At 45.7% G+C, this 16,880-nt stretch carries 15 protein-coding genes; 2 read left to right on the top strand and 13 right to left on the bottom strand.

The features are described 5' to 3' along the window. Positions 1-278: 278 nt before the first annotated feature. The 11 genes from E5336_RS02175 to E5336_RS02230 all read right to left on the bottom strand — a co-directional run bounded on the left by E5336_RS02175 (position 279) and on the right by E5336_RS02230 (position 12,356). Complete coding sequence (locus E5336_RS02175) at positions 279-569, bottom strand: serine/threonine-protein kinase (protein ID WP_168353517.1); 291 nt, start codon at positions 567-569, stop codon at positions 279-281. Then, positions 556-4,281: a hypothetical protein gene (locus E5336_RS02180; RefSeq protein ID WP_135979456.1), complete on the bottom strand. Its 3,726-nt coding sequence runs from the start codon at positions 4,279-4,281 to the stop codon at positions 556-558. The genes E5336_RS02175 and E5336_RS02180 overlap by 14 nt, the downstream gene beginning before the upstream one ends. Positions 4,282-4,399: 118 nt before the next feature. Then, positions 4,400-4,591, bottom strand: a complete 192-nt coding sequence (locus E5336_RS02185; RefSeq protein WP_277820742.1) for a hypothetical protein — start codon at positions 4,589-4,591, stop codon at positions 4,400-4,402. Continuing rightward, on the bottom strand, positions 4,588-4,896 hold the full coding sequence (locus tag E5336_RS02190) for a virulence RhuM family protein (RefSeq protein ID WP_277820743.1): 309 nt from the start codon (positions 4,894-4,896) through the stop codon (positions 4,588-4,590). Before E5336_RS02190 ends, E5336_RS02185 begins: the two co-directional genes overlap by 4 nt. Before the next feature lie 412 nt (positions 4,897-5,308). Beyond that, a complete protein-coding gene (locus E5336_RS02200) occupies positions 5,309-5,698 on the bottom strand; it encodes a DUF4238 domain-containing protein (RefSeq protein WP_135979457.1) in 390 nt (129 codons plus the stop codon). Positions 5,699-5,846: 148 nt separating this feature from the next. Continuing rightward, complete coding sequence (gene rlmD, locus E5336_RS02205; protein WP_135979458.1) at positions 5,847-7,157, bottom strand: 23S rRNA (uracil(1939)-C(5))-methyltransferase RlmD; 1,311 nt, start codon at positions 7,155-7,157, stop codon at positions 5,847-5,849. Then, entirely contained in the window at positions 7,154-7,921 is a 768-nt protein-coding gene (locus E5336_RS02210; protein ID WP_135979459.1) for a methyltransferase domain-containing protein, read from the bottom strand. The genes rlmD and E5336_RS02210 overlap by 4 nt, the downstream gene beginning before the upstream one ends. 57 nt (positions 7,922-7,978) lie before the next feature. Beyond that, positions 7,979-8,164, bottom strand: a complete 186-nt coding sequence (locus E5336_RS02215) for a chemotaxis protein (RefSeq protein WP_135979460.1) — start codon at positions 8,162-8,164, stop codon at positions 7,979-7,981. 96 nt (positions 8,165-8,260) lie between these two features. Further along, positions 8,261-9,466, bottom strand: a complete 1,206-nt coding sequence (gene thiI / locus E5336_RS02220; protein ID WP_135979461.1) for a tRNA uracil 4-sulfurtransferase ThiI — start codon at positions 9,464-9,466, stop codon at positions 8,261-8,263. After that, the gene (locus E5336_RS02225; RefSeq protein WP_135979462.1) at positions 9,450-10,580 is read right to left on the bottom strand and encodes a cysteine desulfurase family protein; all 1,131 of its coding nucleotides are present in this window, start codon (positions 10,578-10,580) and stop codon (positions 9,450-9,452) included. Before E5336_RS02225 ends, thiI begins: the two co-directional genes overlap by 17 nt. Positions 10,581-10,583: 3 nt before the next feature. After that, complete coding sequence (locus E5336_RS02230) at positions 10,584-12,356, bottom strand: septation ring formation regulator EzrA (protein WP_135979463.1); 1,773 nt, start codon at positions 12,354-12,356, stop codon at positions 10,584-10,586. 309 nt (positions 12,357-12,665) lie between these two features. On the opposite strand from E5336_RS02230, the gene rpsD reads away from it, so the two are divergent. Then, positions 12,666-13,274, top strand: coding sequence for a 30S ribosomal protein S4 (gene rpsD, locus E5336_RS02235; protein ID WP_135979464.1), 609 nt, complete (start codon positions 12,666-12,668; stop codon positions 13,272-13,274). A gap of 53 nt (positions 13,275-13,327) precedes the next feature. After that, positions 13,328-13,684: a hypothetical protein gene (locus E5336_RS02240; protein ID WP_135979465.1), complete on the top strand. Its 357-nt coding sequence runs from the start codon at positions 13,328-13,330 to the stop codon at positions 13,682-13,684. Positions 13,685-13,719: 35 nt separating this feature from the next. On the opposite strand, the gene E5336_RS02245 is transcribed toward E5336_RS02240, so the two are convergent. Together E5336_RS02245 and E5336_RS02250 are read right to left on the bottom strand one after the other, a co-directional pair. Continuing rightward, positions 13,720-14,529, bottom strand: a complete 810-nt coding sequence (locus E5336_RS02245) for an endonuclease/exonuclease/phosphatase family protein (RefSeq protein WP_135979466.1) — start codon at positions 14,527-14,529, stop codon at positions 13,720-13,722. Position 14,530: 1 nt separating this feature from the next. Beyond that, positions 14,531-16,642: a PTS transporter subunit IIBC gene (locus E5336_RS02250; RefSeq protein ID WP_135979467.1), complete on the bottom strand. Its 2,112-nt coding sequence runs from the start codon at positions 16,640-16,642 to the stop codon at positions 14,531-14,533. Positions 16,643-16,880 lie beyond the last annotated feature (238 nt).

Genomic DNA, 16,880 nt, shown 5'->3' on the forward strand with positions numbered 1-16,880 from the left:
GAGACGACCTTTTGACCTTGATCTAAGGGTGAATGGATACTGCGATGTTTTGCAGCATAAAAAGTTTTGCAAGAAGTGTGTCATGAAGCACAAAACTCTTTGACACTCATGCCACTGTTGCTTTGCTCGTCGAAAATAACGCTCCATTCTTCATTGGAGCAATGATTAAGCATAAAATAAAGCCTCCTTGTAATCAATAAACAGTTAACTGAGCTATTCGTATTAATTATCAGAGAAAACTTTTTATTTTGGAATATGAGTAGAATTTGGTGCTTACCTTAGTATACAGGAATTATTCCGCTAACTTTATCTTGAAAGAAAAGAGCTGTTTCGATTTCTTTTCTAAATTGCATCCTTCTCTTTTCTAGTTTTTTCTCGTCATTTAGTGCTACTTTCAAAAATTTGATAGCGTAATCTCTTGTTTTTGGTAATGAATCTCCTCCCTCGATAATATCTGCAACAAAAACAATGCCATTTCCACCGTTTCCAATTTTTTTCTTAATGAGATATATCCCATATTTTCTTATTACCTTCGAACCTATTCTGGAAGAAATACTAGTACCAGCCATTTTCAGCATCCTTCCTTTCTCTTTCAGAATCTTTCTTATAGGTTTCATACAATCCATAAAAAATCTTTGCTGTTTTAGGATAAGATGATTCTAAATACTGAGCATTCTCTTTAAACTCCTTCGCCATCCTAAGTTCTTCTTTTCCTGCTGAAGGACTGAATACGCCACGACGATTATATACGGCTACCTGATACGCTCTGTTCATTTTTTCATCGCCATATTTCTCAATCATTTTTCTGACCGCTTCACATGGTTCATGACCGTCAGTACCGACCGGCGAAAAAGAAAACAAACGTCCAAGCGTTGTCTCAAACAAGCTTTCTTGATGATTCTCAAGCAATAATTGTCTATATTTTTCTATCCATTGTTCTAGCTGTTCTTCTGACACTTCTCCATTACTTTCTGTCGGACAAAATCGAGCCTTCTCATAGATTGTATACATATTGTGAATGTATGCCTGATCTTTTGAATGATTTTCCACTGTGCTATGATCCTTTTTAAATACCACTTCTACCAGTTGTGCAAATAATTCCGAAGACTGCTTGATTATATGACAAAAGCATTTCATATTCTTCCAATCCAAAAAATTCATAAATATAATCTCAAGATGAGCGATTCTGATACATTTTTGCGGATCATTGATATACGCCTCTTGAATTACACCTATAAGCTGTTTAACATGATAGCTTGTCAACTGATTTCCTTCTGAATGTGGCATACTCTCAATATCTTCAAAACACTCAAAGATCTGTTCCGCTGACAAAGGATTTCGATAGTGAATTAAATGAACTTGATCCAGATAAACAGCAAGAGTAGCATACTTTTTACATTCTGCTAATGCCCAAAACTTACTGTGGTCATCACAATAAAAGCATTTTTTCCAAAACTCTTTTTTTATCTCTTCAGAGGCGAATGTAACAAGCGGAATTTCTTTGGTTATTTGCCCTTCTATCTTATATACTTCCGCCAAAATTTCCGTCGAACAACTATTATTTGACAAATCCTCAATAATTGTATCACAGAGTTTAACATCACTGCTTCCTATATTTCTTAAATAATCAATTGCGATTGTGCCTGATACTTGAACTGCTAATAGTTTTTTAAACGTTGCAAAATCCCATTTACCATCATTCCAATATTTAGCTAAATAATATCCTAAAGTAGAAAATGATTCTTGGGCGCAAACCTTTGCCAATACGGTTAAATCATAGCCATATGATTGGAATTCTACTAATTTATCTCGAATCAACTCTTGTGTGGCTGATTCGTTATCATCGCTTTCCCCTCTTTGTTTATAAGGAATAGGATGAAGAAGTGGATAATCATGATTGTTTATGAATAAATAGCTATATTCATATTCTATAGTTTTAATATTAATTTTATCGAGAAGTTTTTCGTATTCAGCAATTATTTCTTCTGGCATTGACCAATCCGAAGATGAAAAATATCTATCTTTATAGATGAGATGTCTAATCTTATTTTTAATCCGCATTACTTCTTCATCAGACATTTGGCTGAGTTCATACAAAAGTTGCTCAAAAACATTCTTTCTTAATTCTTGAGGCAATTCGTCTGTTAAATCAATCATTTTCTTCCAACGATCTACCGAAAAATTCATGTGCTTTATAAGAAGCTCAAAATAGCCTAAATGTGCCTTTCTCATTTCGGCTATAGTAGCTGGCTGTGCTTTTTCATACTCCCGATATTTTGGTGGTGATAACTCACCAACCATACTTCTTCTACTATTATTGATTACCGAATACAAGTATTCCCATATATTGTTATAATCAATGTCAAAAGCAATTTCGGCCGCTGCTAATTTTTCCTTTGCAGTCCGAAGAGAAGAAAAATTCATCCATATACAAAATATTTTTGAGAAAATGTCTTTAGGAGAATTTGATTTGTATTCAAAATAGCAAGCATCTAATTTCAAAAGCCATCTAAACGCCCGCCAAAAATACTCTCTTTGACAAAGAAACTGTTCAATTCCCCATAGAACATCAATATACGCATTTCTTCCGAAAAAGAAATCACTTGATTGATTTTGAAACAGGCATAGAAGTCCTGTATCTTCATTCAATTCGTTTTCAAGCCTTTCCAATGTGGCTTCTGGAGATATTTCACAGAGTTCTCTCCAAAATTTAGAGATATAAATCCACTGTTTTTCTGTTTTTACACAATCTAATACTTTTGAGGTCCATCTGTTTAAAGTTAATTGCGTTTCTTCATCATTCTGATATGCGCTTTTGATGAGCAATGTTTTCAACATACCTTTTCGCATTGTTTCAGACCAGAATAACTTTTCGTCTTTAAACTGTGCTATCAATCTTTCATGGCTATCATAAGTAAAAAGATTCTCTGATTCATTAATCACTTCATATGCAGCCGTGACAAATGATTGCCAAATCTTTTCGTTAGTCAGAACATTAAGATAACTCCATATATTTTCCGCGCTTGCCAAATAGTATGAAATAGATCCATTACGCTTTATCATGTATAGGAGAGGATCTTCTCCTTTCGCATATGGAAGAACCTCTTCTAGGAATCTATCATATGAATTACCATACAAAGATTCAATGATTAATTTATCACCTTCGATTTCTTCCCAACTTCCAATGAGGAGACATGTCTTTTTCGCTCTATCACTAACACGTTTCATCCAAGAAGGTATTTTTAAATATTCCCCTCTAAACAGTTGTTTTTTCATCTGTGCATATAGGCCATGCGTATCTGCTAAAAGAGCATAGGCTTTATCATACTCCATTCCCGCTTCTTTTAAACATCTTGATAACGTGTCCCGCGTTCTTGGGCGTAACTCTAAAACTTTCTTGTTAAATACTGGAGTATTCTCATCTATCACAAAAATATTAGTGTTATTCTCAATCGCTACAATTTCTTCTGCATAGAACCAAGGAATGTACACATTCCCTTCATTTTCCAATACATGAAGTTTATTCCATGACTCTATATTTTTAACAATGTAAATAGGGCGTTTGTCATTAAATCTCCACAATTCATTAAGGACACAGTAAATAGTTTCTTCTCTGCTACGCCCCCTCACAAAGACTAATTCTTCATATCTCTGATCTTCAAATTCATCTTGAAAACGCTCATCATCAACTATAAAAAATTCTATTCCAATGGATGGATTTTGAGTTTTTCTTCTAAGTTCGATATCCATTTTTCCAGAAGATGCTATTGCTACTTGCTCACGATTGTAAATTGCGAGCTCATTCGACATCTTATCGATCCGATTTTGTAATTCCAGAAAACTTCTTTCCTGCTCTTCTTTCCATTCCTGTAGGAAATAATGTTCATATTTATCAGGAGCGATTGTTTTTAGCTGTTCAAGTACTGCATAAATTATTCTTATTGTGTAAGTTTCAGCAACTTCATAAGGAATTTCATAATTATTCATCAGTTTCATAAGAGAATTATACAGTTTATGTTTCAATTCATATCCTTCGTCAGATTTTAATTCCTTCGCTATCTGAGTTAAATTTTCTCTCGACAATACAAGTTCTAAATCCTCGAAAAACGAATTCTCTTCCTGTTCATTTTTAATAAAGAATTCCCCTGTACCAACAATTAATTTCTTCCATGCATGTGATTCTCTAAATTTTTTTACCGCACTCTCTCCAACTGAAGTCAGAACATTCTGCACCTCGGTAGAGCCAAGCGATACAATAGCATCTAGTAGTAGTTCAATCATATTCAAATCACTCCTTAACCGGCGCAAAAAAACTATGCCACCACTCTATAAATCATGTACACCTACTCATAAGAAGATCCAAAAGTAATTTCTATTTTTTTTCTTTATCTATTTACTTCTATTTTTCTTTTTCTATTTTCGGCAAATTATTTAAACTCACATTTTCCAATGTCTGCAACTGTTGTACCGCCAACTGTCGAAGTAATTCCATTCTTTCTTTCTGTTTCTTCCCCTGATTAATCAAAACAGCATTATAACTTTCCAAATTTGCAAGTACCAGTAATTGATTCAGAGTTGCCATATCTCTCATATTTCCCTTATCTCCAGAGAGTAATGATTTGTGCTATAGCTTTTTCCATCAGCGGCAGTTATCCGAAATTTTCGGATAACTGGATCTTCCTGCAATTCACTATCACTAAATATTTTTTTGACATGATAGTTTATAGTCCGAACATTCACATCATATAGTGCAGCCATCATCTTCTGTGTCAGCCATATATTCTCATTTTCATAACGCATTTCAAGGCTGTCCTGTTGGTCGCCAACAGAGGCAACATAGGTTAAATATTCCGCTGCACTAGAACGGATGGTTACTTCGTTTTTTTTCTTTTTCAAACAAGAGACCTCCTTTTTGTTACTTCTCTTCTAAAAAAAACTGAAAGAACTAGATCCTCTATAAAACACTGTATTTGCTGAACAGACGTAAAAAGAATTGTTTTAAATCATTCAACACCTCTTCTGGTACGCTAACTCACCAAGTGATTCTGTATAGATGTTGTCGTTAGAGCAATGCTCCATCAGCTTATAATCATGTTTTTCATCATTTAAGATGGCATTGATGCTCTAACGAAGAAGCAATAAGGCCCTGCCCGATGCTATTTCACCAATGTTTAAAATCATCTTGGTCAGAATACTCTTCAGTAAACCATTCATAATGGTCTGTAATACATAGTGTTTTCCCGGTTTTTTTCTAAGAAATCATTAAATGATTCTTCTAAAGTATAACAATTAAGCGCATCTATCTGTTTTAGAACAGCATCTTTCTTTGCAGCATTACCATCATCATAATAAAATTCCCAATCATATATTTCAAAAAATGCTTCTTTATGCTCTTCTTGGTTTTGATAAAGCTATATCCTAGTTTTCCAAATTTATTTCTTAGCAACGCGTAAATCATGTCAACAAACTGCAGTCTTACTTTAGCACATGAATCGCAAATAGAAGAATACTTAAAATTGATGGTATACAGATGTGGTTTCCAAAATACGGAATTTCTGTTTTCTCCATCACCAGTACTTCCGTTTTTACTTACATAAATTCCATTGAATTTTTTATCAGACTCTTTAAGTGTTTCTACTTGCGTTTCCCAAGCTTTCATATAAACACGTGGTACAAAATACTGCTTTTTAGTTGGCATACAAAACTCCGCCTTCTATAACATCTAATCCACTGCTTAAACCCTACGACCGTTTTTACAGTAGATATGTTTCAATATAAGAAATACGGACTCTCCTGAGCTACCTACTAATCTCAAAAAAGCCCGTAAACACGCTACTTTTCGCTATTTATTTCTCTTTCCTAGACATCAAAACTACCGTCTCCACATGCGGCGTCTGGGAAAACATATCCACCGGCTGCACCTTCACGATGCGATACGCCTTCAAATCCGCGATATCCTTCGCCAGCGTGCTCGGATTGCACGACACATACAAGATCGTTTCGATCTTCGACTCCCGGATTGCTTCCCGCATTTGCGCATTCAAACCCGAACGCGGCGGATCCACGATCAACGTATCCACCGGCATCGTCTGCCCGATCTTCTTCAATTCAACGCCCGCGTCGCCGCACACAAACCGTACATTTTCGATTCCGTTTTGCTTTGCGTTTTCCTGCGCGTTGACGACCGCGTCCGCAATCGACTCGATCCCGACGACTTCCTTCGCCTTGCCACTCACGAGCAGTGCCATCGCGCCAATGCCACAATACGCCTCCACGATCCCCTTCGATTTCGGCGTCCATTCCCTCACCACTTCATAAAGCCGTTGCGCCTGCTTCGTATTCAACTGAAAAAAAGAACGCGGCAACAAATGCAGCTTCAAGCCGCAAACCTGCACCTCGATTTTTTCCTCGCCAGCCAAATGGATCATCGTTTTACCGAAAACATCCACCTCGTTTTCATCCCGCGACTTCACGCTTTGCCACAAAGAAACGACCCCTTCGATGGCCATGATGCCTTGTACGACTTCCGGTTCGATTTCCTGCGCACCCGTCACCAAAACGACCTGGATCTTGCCATCAAACGATTTCATAACCAGCGTGCGATACCCCGCATCGTCCCGCTTCGAAAACGCTTTGGCATGATGTTCGTTCAGCACCTTCAAAATGTCGACACGCACCCGCTCCAGTTCCTTTTCATGAACGAGACACCGCTCCATCTTCACGACATGCGTCGAATCCTTCTCGTACAAGCCGATCCCCAGTTTTCCATCGTCATTGAAAAACCGCAGCTTGCACGCGTTCCGGTACGCCAGCACGTCCGGATTTTTCAAAACCGGTAAAATCGGTCCCGTATACCCCGCATATTTCTTCAGCGCCTCCTTCAGGCTCGCCTCTTTCATCCGCACCTGTCCCTTATAGTCGACATGCATCAACGGACAGCCGCCGCATTCCTTCCAAATGCCGCACATCGGCTTGCGACGCCGCGGCGAAGCCTCCAGCACCTTTTTTGTTTCCGCCAAAAGATACCGATCCCGGTCTTCCACGACTTCGGCATCCACCACTTCATCCGGAAGGGCACCCATCACAAATACCGGCTTCTTTTTATAGTACGCGATACCTTCCCCGTTGATTCCCCACTTTTTAATTTTTAATTTCATAGGCTCTTCTTTCTAAATGTCTTCATCAAAAACGAAAAGGTGACTTCCAGTTCCTTGAGCGCCCGCACGCGCTCCATCCCTTCCTTCGGGCTCTTGTACCGGTACGGCGTCATCTCGAACAAATCCCACACGTCGTCCACCCGTTTTTTATCACTCACCACACTCGCGTCCACGAGAACAAGGTTTCCCACATCCTCGCGCTCTTCCTTGTTTTCATACACCTTCTCGTACAGCTGTTCCTTCAGCTCGATCAAGTGCTTCTTCGCCGGACTGACCGTAATCAAAAAGCCACCCGGTTTGAGCACCCGCTCAATTTCCTTCCACGGCAGCGGTGTGAAAATACTTACGACGCCGTCCAGCGAGCCATTCGCAAACGGCAAGTCGTAAATCGTGTCCACGATATATTGCGTTGATTTGTCGTGAGCCGCCGCGTACACGATCGCCTCCTTCGACAAGTCGATGCCATATTTTTCCGGCGCAGCGAACGCCATCGTGTAATATCCCTGCCCGCAGCCGATATCGACAAGCGAATGCGGATGGAGCGATTCGATTTGCGCCGCCACCTGTTTTCTTAAAAAGTCGTAATACCCTTTTTCAAGAAAGTTTGTTCGCGCCTGCACCATCGCCTTGTTGTCACCCGTCTCCTTTTGCTTTCTCGACAAATTCACATAGCCTTGCTTCGCGATATCAAACCGGTGTCCGTTTTCACAACAAAAACTCTTTCCTTCTTTGTTTAGTTTTTTCCCACATACACTACAATTCATGTTCCCATTTTACACGTTTCCGTGCCATAAAAAAAGAATGAGAACCGAATCCCATTCCTATTCTTGATGAGCCGTGATAAATTGCTCCATAAATGTCTTAAAAGCCTGAGCCTGGCTGATTCCGGCACGTTCACAAGCCTGAATAAACTGTTCATTCAACTCTCTGGAAATCTTGATCGACTTGGTGATAATGCCTTTTTTCGCTCGATATTTCTCGGTGGCTTTCGTCTGTGCTTTTGCCATAACCTTCTCCTTCGGTATCAATTATACAAAAGAAGATTAAAAACGAAACACCTTCCGTGTCACTTTTCAAGAAAAAAAGTGTCCTCGCAGACACTTTTAAAACAAATCCTCGTCCTGTTCCTCTTCGTTGGAAACACCCGGATGGATCCAGTAGGACTTCACATCGTCCACGCACCAGTCCACCATTTTTTCCCAGTCAAACCGGGATTCATAGCGTTCGCACTTTTCAATCCGCGGTTTCGTCACCGGGTTTTTCGGCGTGAAGATCGTACAGCAATCCTCAAACGGCAAAATCGACGTCTCGTACGTGTTGATCTTTTTGGAAATGTCGATGATCTCGACTTTATCCATACAAACGACCGGACGAATCAGCGGCATCGTCGTCACCGCGTTGATCGCCTGCATTGACTCGAGCGTCTGCGAAGCCACCTGGCCAATCGACTCGCCCGTCGCAATCGCCTGGCAATGGCGTTTTTGGGCCAGCTTCGTCGCGATGCGCATCATCATGCGGCGCATCAGCGTAATCGCGTAGCTCTCGTCGGCGTTTTGGTAAATCGCCAGCTGCAAATCCGTAAACGGCACGACATGCACGAGAATCTCGCCCTGATACGGACTGATCAGCTCCGCCAGCGCCATCACTTTGTCCTGCGCGTTTTGTGACGTGTACGGCGGCGCCGCGAAGTGGACGCATTCAATATGCACGCCACGCTTCATCATCAAGTAGCTGGCCACCGGCGAGTCGATCCCGCCCGAAAGCAGCACCATTGCCTTGCCGCCTACGCCCACCGGATAGCCACCCGCGCCCGGAATCTTATCCGTCATGATGTACGCCGCGTCGCTATGGACCTCGACCACGATCTTGACATCCGGCGTTCGGACATCGACTTTCCAGTCGCTGTTTTTCAAAATGGCCGTCGCGACGATCCGGTTGATTTGATCGGAAATGACCGGAAAGTTTTTGTCGCTGCGGCGGGCCGCCACTTTAAACGTCTTTTTCTCGGACAAATCCAAAGATTCCATGCACGCCTGGACGATCGCGTCCATATCCGGCTCGGTCTTGACCGCCAGGGAAAACGACGAGATTCCAAACACTTTCGCCAAGGTTTCGCTGACCGCTTCCGGATTTTCGTCATGCAAATAAATATACATCCGGTCATGCTGCTTCTCAAACTCCAATCCAGGATAGGCTTTCAAAGCGAGCTTCACGTTTGCTAAAAGCTGTTTAATAAAACTGTTACGGTTTTTTCCCTTTAACGACAATTCGCCGTAACGAATCAAAATGTGGTCATAACGATAAGCCATAATTTTCCACGATCTCCTTCATTGCCTGCATAAACTGCTTCGCCTCCTCCAGCGTGTTGTCTTTTGAAAAAGACAGTCGAATCGCGTGGGAAGCGTCTTTTTTCGAATGATTCAAAGCCAAAATCACTTCGCTGGCTTGAGACGAGCGCGAATCGCACGTGCTCTTCGCCGAAACGCAAATTCCTTTTTCATCCAGCGCGTTCAATAAAACCTCGCTGGTGATTTGATCAAAGCTGACATTTAAAATGTACGGCAGCGCGTCTTCTGGCGACAAAACATGGCCGCCCGGAAACGACTCGACCCACGTCTTGAGCGTGTCTCGAATCGTCTTCACATGGTCGTACGTCTTTTCTTGTTCCTCCAGCGCCAAGCGGATCGTTTTCGCCAGCGCGATGTTGGCCGGCGCGTTTTCCGTGCCGCCCCGCAGTCCCTGCTCCTGCTGGCCGCCAAACACAAGCGGCTGCAGCTGGATCCGATTTTTCTTCATCAGCAGCGCCGATCCTTTGACCCCATGAATTTTATGCGCCGAAATCGTCGCCATGTCCAGCTTTTGAAACGGAATGTCGATTTTGCCAAAACTCTGCACGCAATCGCTATGGAAAACGCACGTCGGATGCGTATGGACGACATCCGCGATTGCTTCGATCGGATTGATCGAGCCAATTTCGTTGTTGACATGCATCAGCGAAACAAGCAGCGTGTCCTTGCGCAAATGGTCTTTGACCGCCTGCGCGCTCACGATTCCTCGCTCGTTGATTGGAAGCCGCTCGACATCAAAGCCAATCGACTCCAAAAAGTCCATCGCGTGCCGGGTGCTTGAATGCTCCACGTTGCTCGTTAAAATATGGTTGCCGCGCTGCCGGTTCGCCAAAGCGTAGCCGACGATGGCCAGCGAGTTGGATTCGCTGGCGCAGCTCGTAAACACGATTTCCGAATCGTCAACGCCCAGAGAACGGGCAATGTGCGCCCTCGCCTGTTCTAGCTGCCGCTTCGTTTTGCGTCCGGGTGAATGCATTGAGTCGGCATTCGCAAAACTTTCCTCGACAAGCTTCTTATAAACACGAGCAACCTCCGGGCGAACGGAGGTTGTCGATGCGTTATCAAAATAAATCATACGCTACACTTGATTCATGACCGCCGGATCTTTTTTCGCGATCAGCTTCTCATAAATGCCCGGATGCATATTCTCGATCGCCTGGATCGCGATCTTCAGCGCGTGGGTATACTCCCCGTTCTGGAAGCATACTTCCGCATGCGTCAGCTCGGAATCCATTGCCGGATACGTGGAGCGGAACCGATTGCCAAAAACAATCGCGTTTTCCACCATAATCGCCACGCCAACCAGATTGTTGGCGTTGTTGTAAAGCTTATACACAAAATCAATAGCGTCCTGCAAATCCGCGTTTAGCGTCTGCACATCCAATGGCGAATGATCCAAAACGACACGAACCCGCTGAATCAGCCGCTCGCCTTCCTTGAGGTCGTCCGCGAACTGCGTCGACATGCTCGGCAAATTGCGTGAAATCGTATTGAGGCGGACCTCATTCAAAATAAGCTGCAATTTGACAAGCTGCTTCTTGGCCCGCGACTCATCCGAGCTGGCGCCAACCAGCATTCGCTTCATGTCGTTGACTTGCAGGTGGAACGTGTCCACGTCTTGCGCGAATTCCCGATACACCTGCACGACCTCGACGCTTGGCGTCGCGTCGCGCGACAAGGCTTCCTCCACGATTTTGCGGCGATCCTGCAAATCGGCCAGCTGGGATTTAGCCAAAGTGAAGCGGTGCGTCCAGTCTTCCAGGCCGAACCGGTCTTTGATGTTGGCGTACAGCGTCACGATTTCATCGAGCGCTTCTTCCTCCTCGTCCACTTTTTCAAATGTGGCGAGCAAGTCTCCGTGAATCTCGTCGTACGCTTTTTTCTCCTTCATGACGTCGTCCTGCAATTCCAAAATCGCGTCGCCGATATCCGTCAGCATCGTGTCCGCTTTTTCCAGATTGCCGACATCGAGCGCGTTGGTCGCCTCGACCAGCGCCTTTTCGATGGTGTCCGTCTTTTCATCCGTGTTTAAATAACGAATGTCGATCTGGTTGTCTTTCAGCATCTGGATGTTGCTAAGAACCTCGTCCAGAGCCCGCGGCAAAATGTTTTTCGCCTTTTCGTACAAACCGGGATACGCCGCAATTTGCGAAGAAACGACATCCACGCGCGAAGCGATCTTGTCGACTTCCTCTTTCGCCTTGTTGAACTCGGACGCGAACATCCACTCCTCGAAGCTCGAGAACTCGTTTTCGATGTCCCCGATTTCGGAATCAATGTAGTTGCTTGCCGAGTAAAACGAAGCGCGGTTGTCCTGGTACACCTTCTTGACATTGCGGAACCGCTCTTTCAAAGAGTTGGATTTTTCCCGGACTTCCGTTTCGCGGGCCAAAATATGGTCCAGCGACTGGTTGACGATCCGGATCCGCTCTTTCGTGTCGTCCAGCATCGTTTCCAGCTCGTCCATGGAACGGGTCGCTTTGCGAATGCGATGCGCCGCGATAAAATCGTCGGCATCGGTGAACAATTCGTCACAAGAAGCAACACTTTTCTGGCAGATCTCGTATTTTGGCGTCAGATTTTTGATCCGTTCCATAATATCGTCATTGGCTTTCGCGAACGCGTTGGCCTTGTTGAATTTGTATGCGAGTGCGTTGTTCCGAATTTCATTGACCTCGATTTCCAGCTCAGCAAGCCGTTTCGCCGCTTTACGGCGCTTCATCATCCGCATAATGATCCAAATGAGGATCAGCAGCAGCACCGCGATTGCGACATAGATCATCAATTCCGTGGAAAGATGGGCGCTGATATAAGAATAGGCCGATCGAAAGAAATTCATGACAGTCTCCATGTTGTTACCTCCTTGCATACTGCTCATATTGTAACACAACGAACCTTTTCTACGCCATACCCAACCGTGGTCAACTTCGGCTTGTACAAAAGAAACGGAAAGCGAAATAAGAAACTTCGCTTGATTTCATCTGGAAGGTTTGCTATAGTGAGATAGCATGACTAAGCAGCATACAAAGTCGAAGGACCGGCGTTGCGGGCGCATAGCGATACGAGTAAGCTAAAAGCTGATAGTAGAAAGTATCTTCCGCAACACCCCTTTCGAAGATTTGTATCTTGTTGTTTTATGCAAACAATAGGAGGAAAAAACATGTCAAGAAACACAGGAAGCACTTGGAAAAAGTCCCGTCGTCTCGGTTTCTCCATCCTGGGAACAGGACAGGAACTGGCACGTCGTAATTACGCCCCAGGACAGCACGGAAAAAGCCGTCGTCCGAAACTGACGAACTACGGTATTCAGTTGCAGGAAAAACAAAGAATCCGCAACACGTACCAGTTGACAGAAAAACAATTCTTCAACACATACCAGAAGGCAAGCCGTAAAGCCGGCGCAACAGGCGAAAATTTCCTGATCATGCTTGAGTCCCGTCTTGACAACCTGGTATACCGCCTCGGTTTCGCGAATACGCGCCGTGGTGCCCGCCAGCTTGTTAACCACGGACAAATCATGGTTGACGGCAAAAAAGTCGACATCCCTAGCTACCAGGTAAAACCTGGTCAGGTCATCGAAGTTCGCGAACGCGCGAAAAACCAGAAGAGCATCGTGGAAGCGCTCGAAGCCGCTGTTGCCACAGTGGATTTCGTGGAAGTGGACAAAGACAAAAAAGTCGGAAAATACGTTCGTTACCCAGAACGTAGCGAACTGTTCACGAGCGAGCCAATCAACGAGCTGCTCGTTGTCGAGTTCTACAACCGGTAATGCATGGCCGAAAAGTCCGTTCACGCGGGCTTTTTTTGTGCTATATTGAAAGCATGTTTAGCTCGATTTACCTTGTCGGCAAAGAATGTCTGCACGCCCGCGAACTCCAATACGGCTTTCGCCTCGTCGCCATCAAGCCCAAAACCCCGATTCAGAAAACGGCCTCCACTTCTTTTTTATGGATGGCCGCGCTTTGGTTTGTCTTGTTCGCGCTCTGGATCAGCGGCCTTGTGCTCCCCTTCGTCTTTTTCGACGACGCCTTGCACCGCATCGGGATCCCCATCACGATGACGCTCTCCTACGCCGCGCTCGTCCTTTGCGTCAAGTACACGATTGGCCGGCCCTGGAAAGCGTACTTGCGCGCCAACGATCCTCTTCTGCCAGCAAAAAACCGAAAGCCGCGGACATGAATCCGATTGCTTTCGGTTTTTTTTGTTTTTCTATTTTATTCGACCGGATTCACAATCGCCATCAAGCCAAAGTGATCCGAAATAACCGGCTCGTTGATGCCGTTGAACACGGTCCGGCAAGAAGCCACCGCGACAGGCCGGCTGGAAAAGAGGTGGTCGATCCGCATTTTTTTCGGATGATCCCCTTCGCGCCAGCCGTCGATTTCCTGGACGACCGTCATTCCGTCGTCCTTCGCTTGCGCCTCTTCATACAAGTCGAAGAATCCCGACGCCCGGACAAGGTCATACCCCTCGCCGCGCACTTGCGCGTCCGCGTTGAAATCGCCTAGAACATATACCGGCTCATTTTGCGGCAGCGCCTTTGCGAGCTTTTTCCACTGGCCCGCGAACGGTTCCAGCGCGTCGTTCCACCAACCCATATGAACATTGACAAACCAGCCATCCTCGGTTTTCACTTCCAGAGAGCGGCGCGTCCTAAAATCGTCGTAGTCGTCTTGTTGCGAAAGCAACGTCGAGCGAACTTCCAAAATTTTCTTCTTCGTAAAGAACGCCAGCCCCTCGTCATAGCGCGAATACCCTGTTTTGACCGGCAGCCAAACCATCTCGTAGCGAAGGCCTTGCTGCTTCATCAGCTGATGCAGCATGTACGCGTGGTTGTCTTCCCGAAAGGGAACGCCCGGACGGGCGCTTGGCTCTTGCATATCGTCCGCCGCGAACGTTTGATTGACTTCCTGCAACGCGATCACATCCGGATCCAGGGCCGCGATCGCTTTCACGAACTCCACTTGCTTGACGCGCATCGCCTTCTCTTCGAGCGAATGCGTATTCAACGTGAGCAGTTTCATATTATCCCTCCAAAAGCAAATCGTTGATATCCGACTTCAGAACATCGGCTTTTGGTCCGTATACGGCCTGGATCCCGTTTCCTTTTTTCACAAGACCCATCGCGCCTTCTTTTTTCCACTCGCTTACATCCGCGACTTTTTCCGGATCCTTCACCGTGACCCGCAGACGCGTCATGCAGGCGTCCACCAGCTCGATGTTGTCAAAGCCGCCCAGCAACTCGATAATACGCACTGGCTGCGAAGCCGGATCGAGCGCCGTCGTCGATTTCGAAGCCGTCTGCTCGCCGCCTTCTTCCGCGCTCTGGTAGTTGCCGTTGCGTCCTGGCGTCGCGTAGTTGAATTTTTTGATCATCCAGTTCGAAACAAGATAACCGATTCCCAGGAACGCCACGCAGGCGATCAGGAAGTTGATGATGTCCGCGCCCAGACCGGCTTGCATCGACATCGGCACCCGTGTCAAAAACTCAAGATTTCCAAACGAGTGCAAACGCAGATCGACGACACCTGCCAGCGCGAACGCCAATCCTTGCAGCACCGCGTACACGATATACATCGGAATCGCGCAGAACATGAACATGAACTCCAGCGGTTCAGTCACGCCGGTCAGGAACACGGCGAGCACGATCGAAATGAACATCGAACGATATTGTTTTCTCTTGTCCGCGTCCACGTTGCGGTACATCGCCAGCGCGAAGCCCATCAGCAGACCTGTCGCGCCAATCATCTGTCCCACCTTGAAGCGGGCCGGCGTCACGTTGGCAAGCAAGTCGTTGTACGCCGCGAAATTGCCGGCATCTTTAAAGTTGATCAAATCCGTCACCCAGGCCAGCCATAGCGGATCCTGGCCGAAAACCTGTGTCCCCGCGGCCGCGCCGGTCATGATCGTGTACGTGCCGCCAAACGACGTGTAGTTCATCGGGATCGTGAGCATGTGGTGCAAGCCAAACGGCAATAGCAGACGCTCGAGCGTTCCGTAAATGAATGGAGCCAAAATCGGCGACGTCGTCGAAGAACCGGCGATCCACACGCCAAACGAGTTGATTCCCAGCTGCACAAACGGCCATACGACCGCCAGCACGAGGCTGACCACGATCGACCACGCGATCACGACAAGCGGAACGAACCGTTTTCCGTTAAAGAACGAGAGGGCTTCCGGAAGTTTACGGAAATTATAGTACTTGTTGTAAATGATGCCACCCATGAAACCGGCGATCATGCCGACAAACACACCCATGTTCAACGCCGGCGCGCCAAGCACCGACACGAAGTAGCCATCGACCGGCATCGGCTGTCCAAACAGCGTGTGCGTCATCGCTGCCGGATCGGCCAGCATCGCGTTGGTCACCCCGAAAATCTGTCCGGTGATGTTGTTGACAAGCACAAACGCGATCGCCGCCGCGAACGCGCCACCCGCGCGCTCCTTCGCCCACGATCCACCAATCGCGATCGCGAACAGCAGGTTCAAGTTGTTGATGACAGCCCAGCCGATGTTTTCCACGACGCTGCCAATCGTCGACAGCATCGCGATATCGCCCGCGCTCATGCCAATGAGCTTTCCAAGCGAGATCATCAAGCCGGCTGCCGGCATAACGGCGATCACAACCATGAGCACTTTTCCAAATTTTTGCAGGAAGTCGAAGTTGATTCCCATTTTCTTCTTTTCCGTCATGAGCTTCTTGCCGGCTTTCACTTTGCCTTTGGCAAACGACAGCGTCTTATCCTGCGCCCCTTTGCACACGATGACCGGCGTGATCGGATTGATGTTTTTCTTCTTCAGCAAATCCAAATCCACGACCGCTACCAGCTCGCCTTTTTTCACTTTTTGTCCGGCTTTCACTTTCACATCGAAGCCTTCCCCGTTCAAGCCAACCGTTTCCAGACCGACATGCACGAGGATTTCCTCGCCGTTTTTCCCTTTGAATCCAAAGGCGTGCTTTGTCGGCGCGACCATCGTGATCTCTCCATCCACCGGGCTGACGATTTCTCCGTTTTCCGGTACGATGGCGATGCCTTCTCCCATCATCTTTTGAGAGAAGATTGGATCCGGGACTTGCTCAAGCGCAACCGTCTGTCCGGATACCGGCGCGTAAATAATGAGTTTTTGTGCTTTCATTTTTTCTCCCTTTCTTGCAATTTTTATGCACTAATTTCACTTTCATTGTATATAAATTGCATAAAATTGCAAGATGTAATTCATAAAAATTTCAAAGAAATCCGAATGTAAGCGGATTCCGCAACAAAGATGCGTTCTTTTTGCATAGAAATTCGTTAAAATGCAAAAAATCAGGCATTTTCCGCTTTTCATTCATGCAAATTTCGGCTATTCTTAAAAGCAGAAAGAAAGGAAGGCT

This window comes from Dubosiella muris (assembly GCF_004793885.1).
Classification (GTDB): domain Bacteria; phylum Bacillota_I; class Bacilli_A; order Erysipelotrichales; family Erysipelotrichaceae; genus Dubosiella; species Dubosiella muris.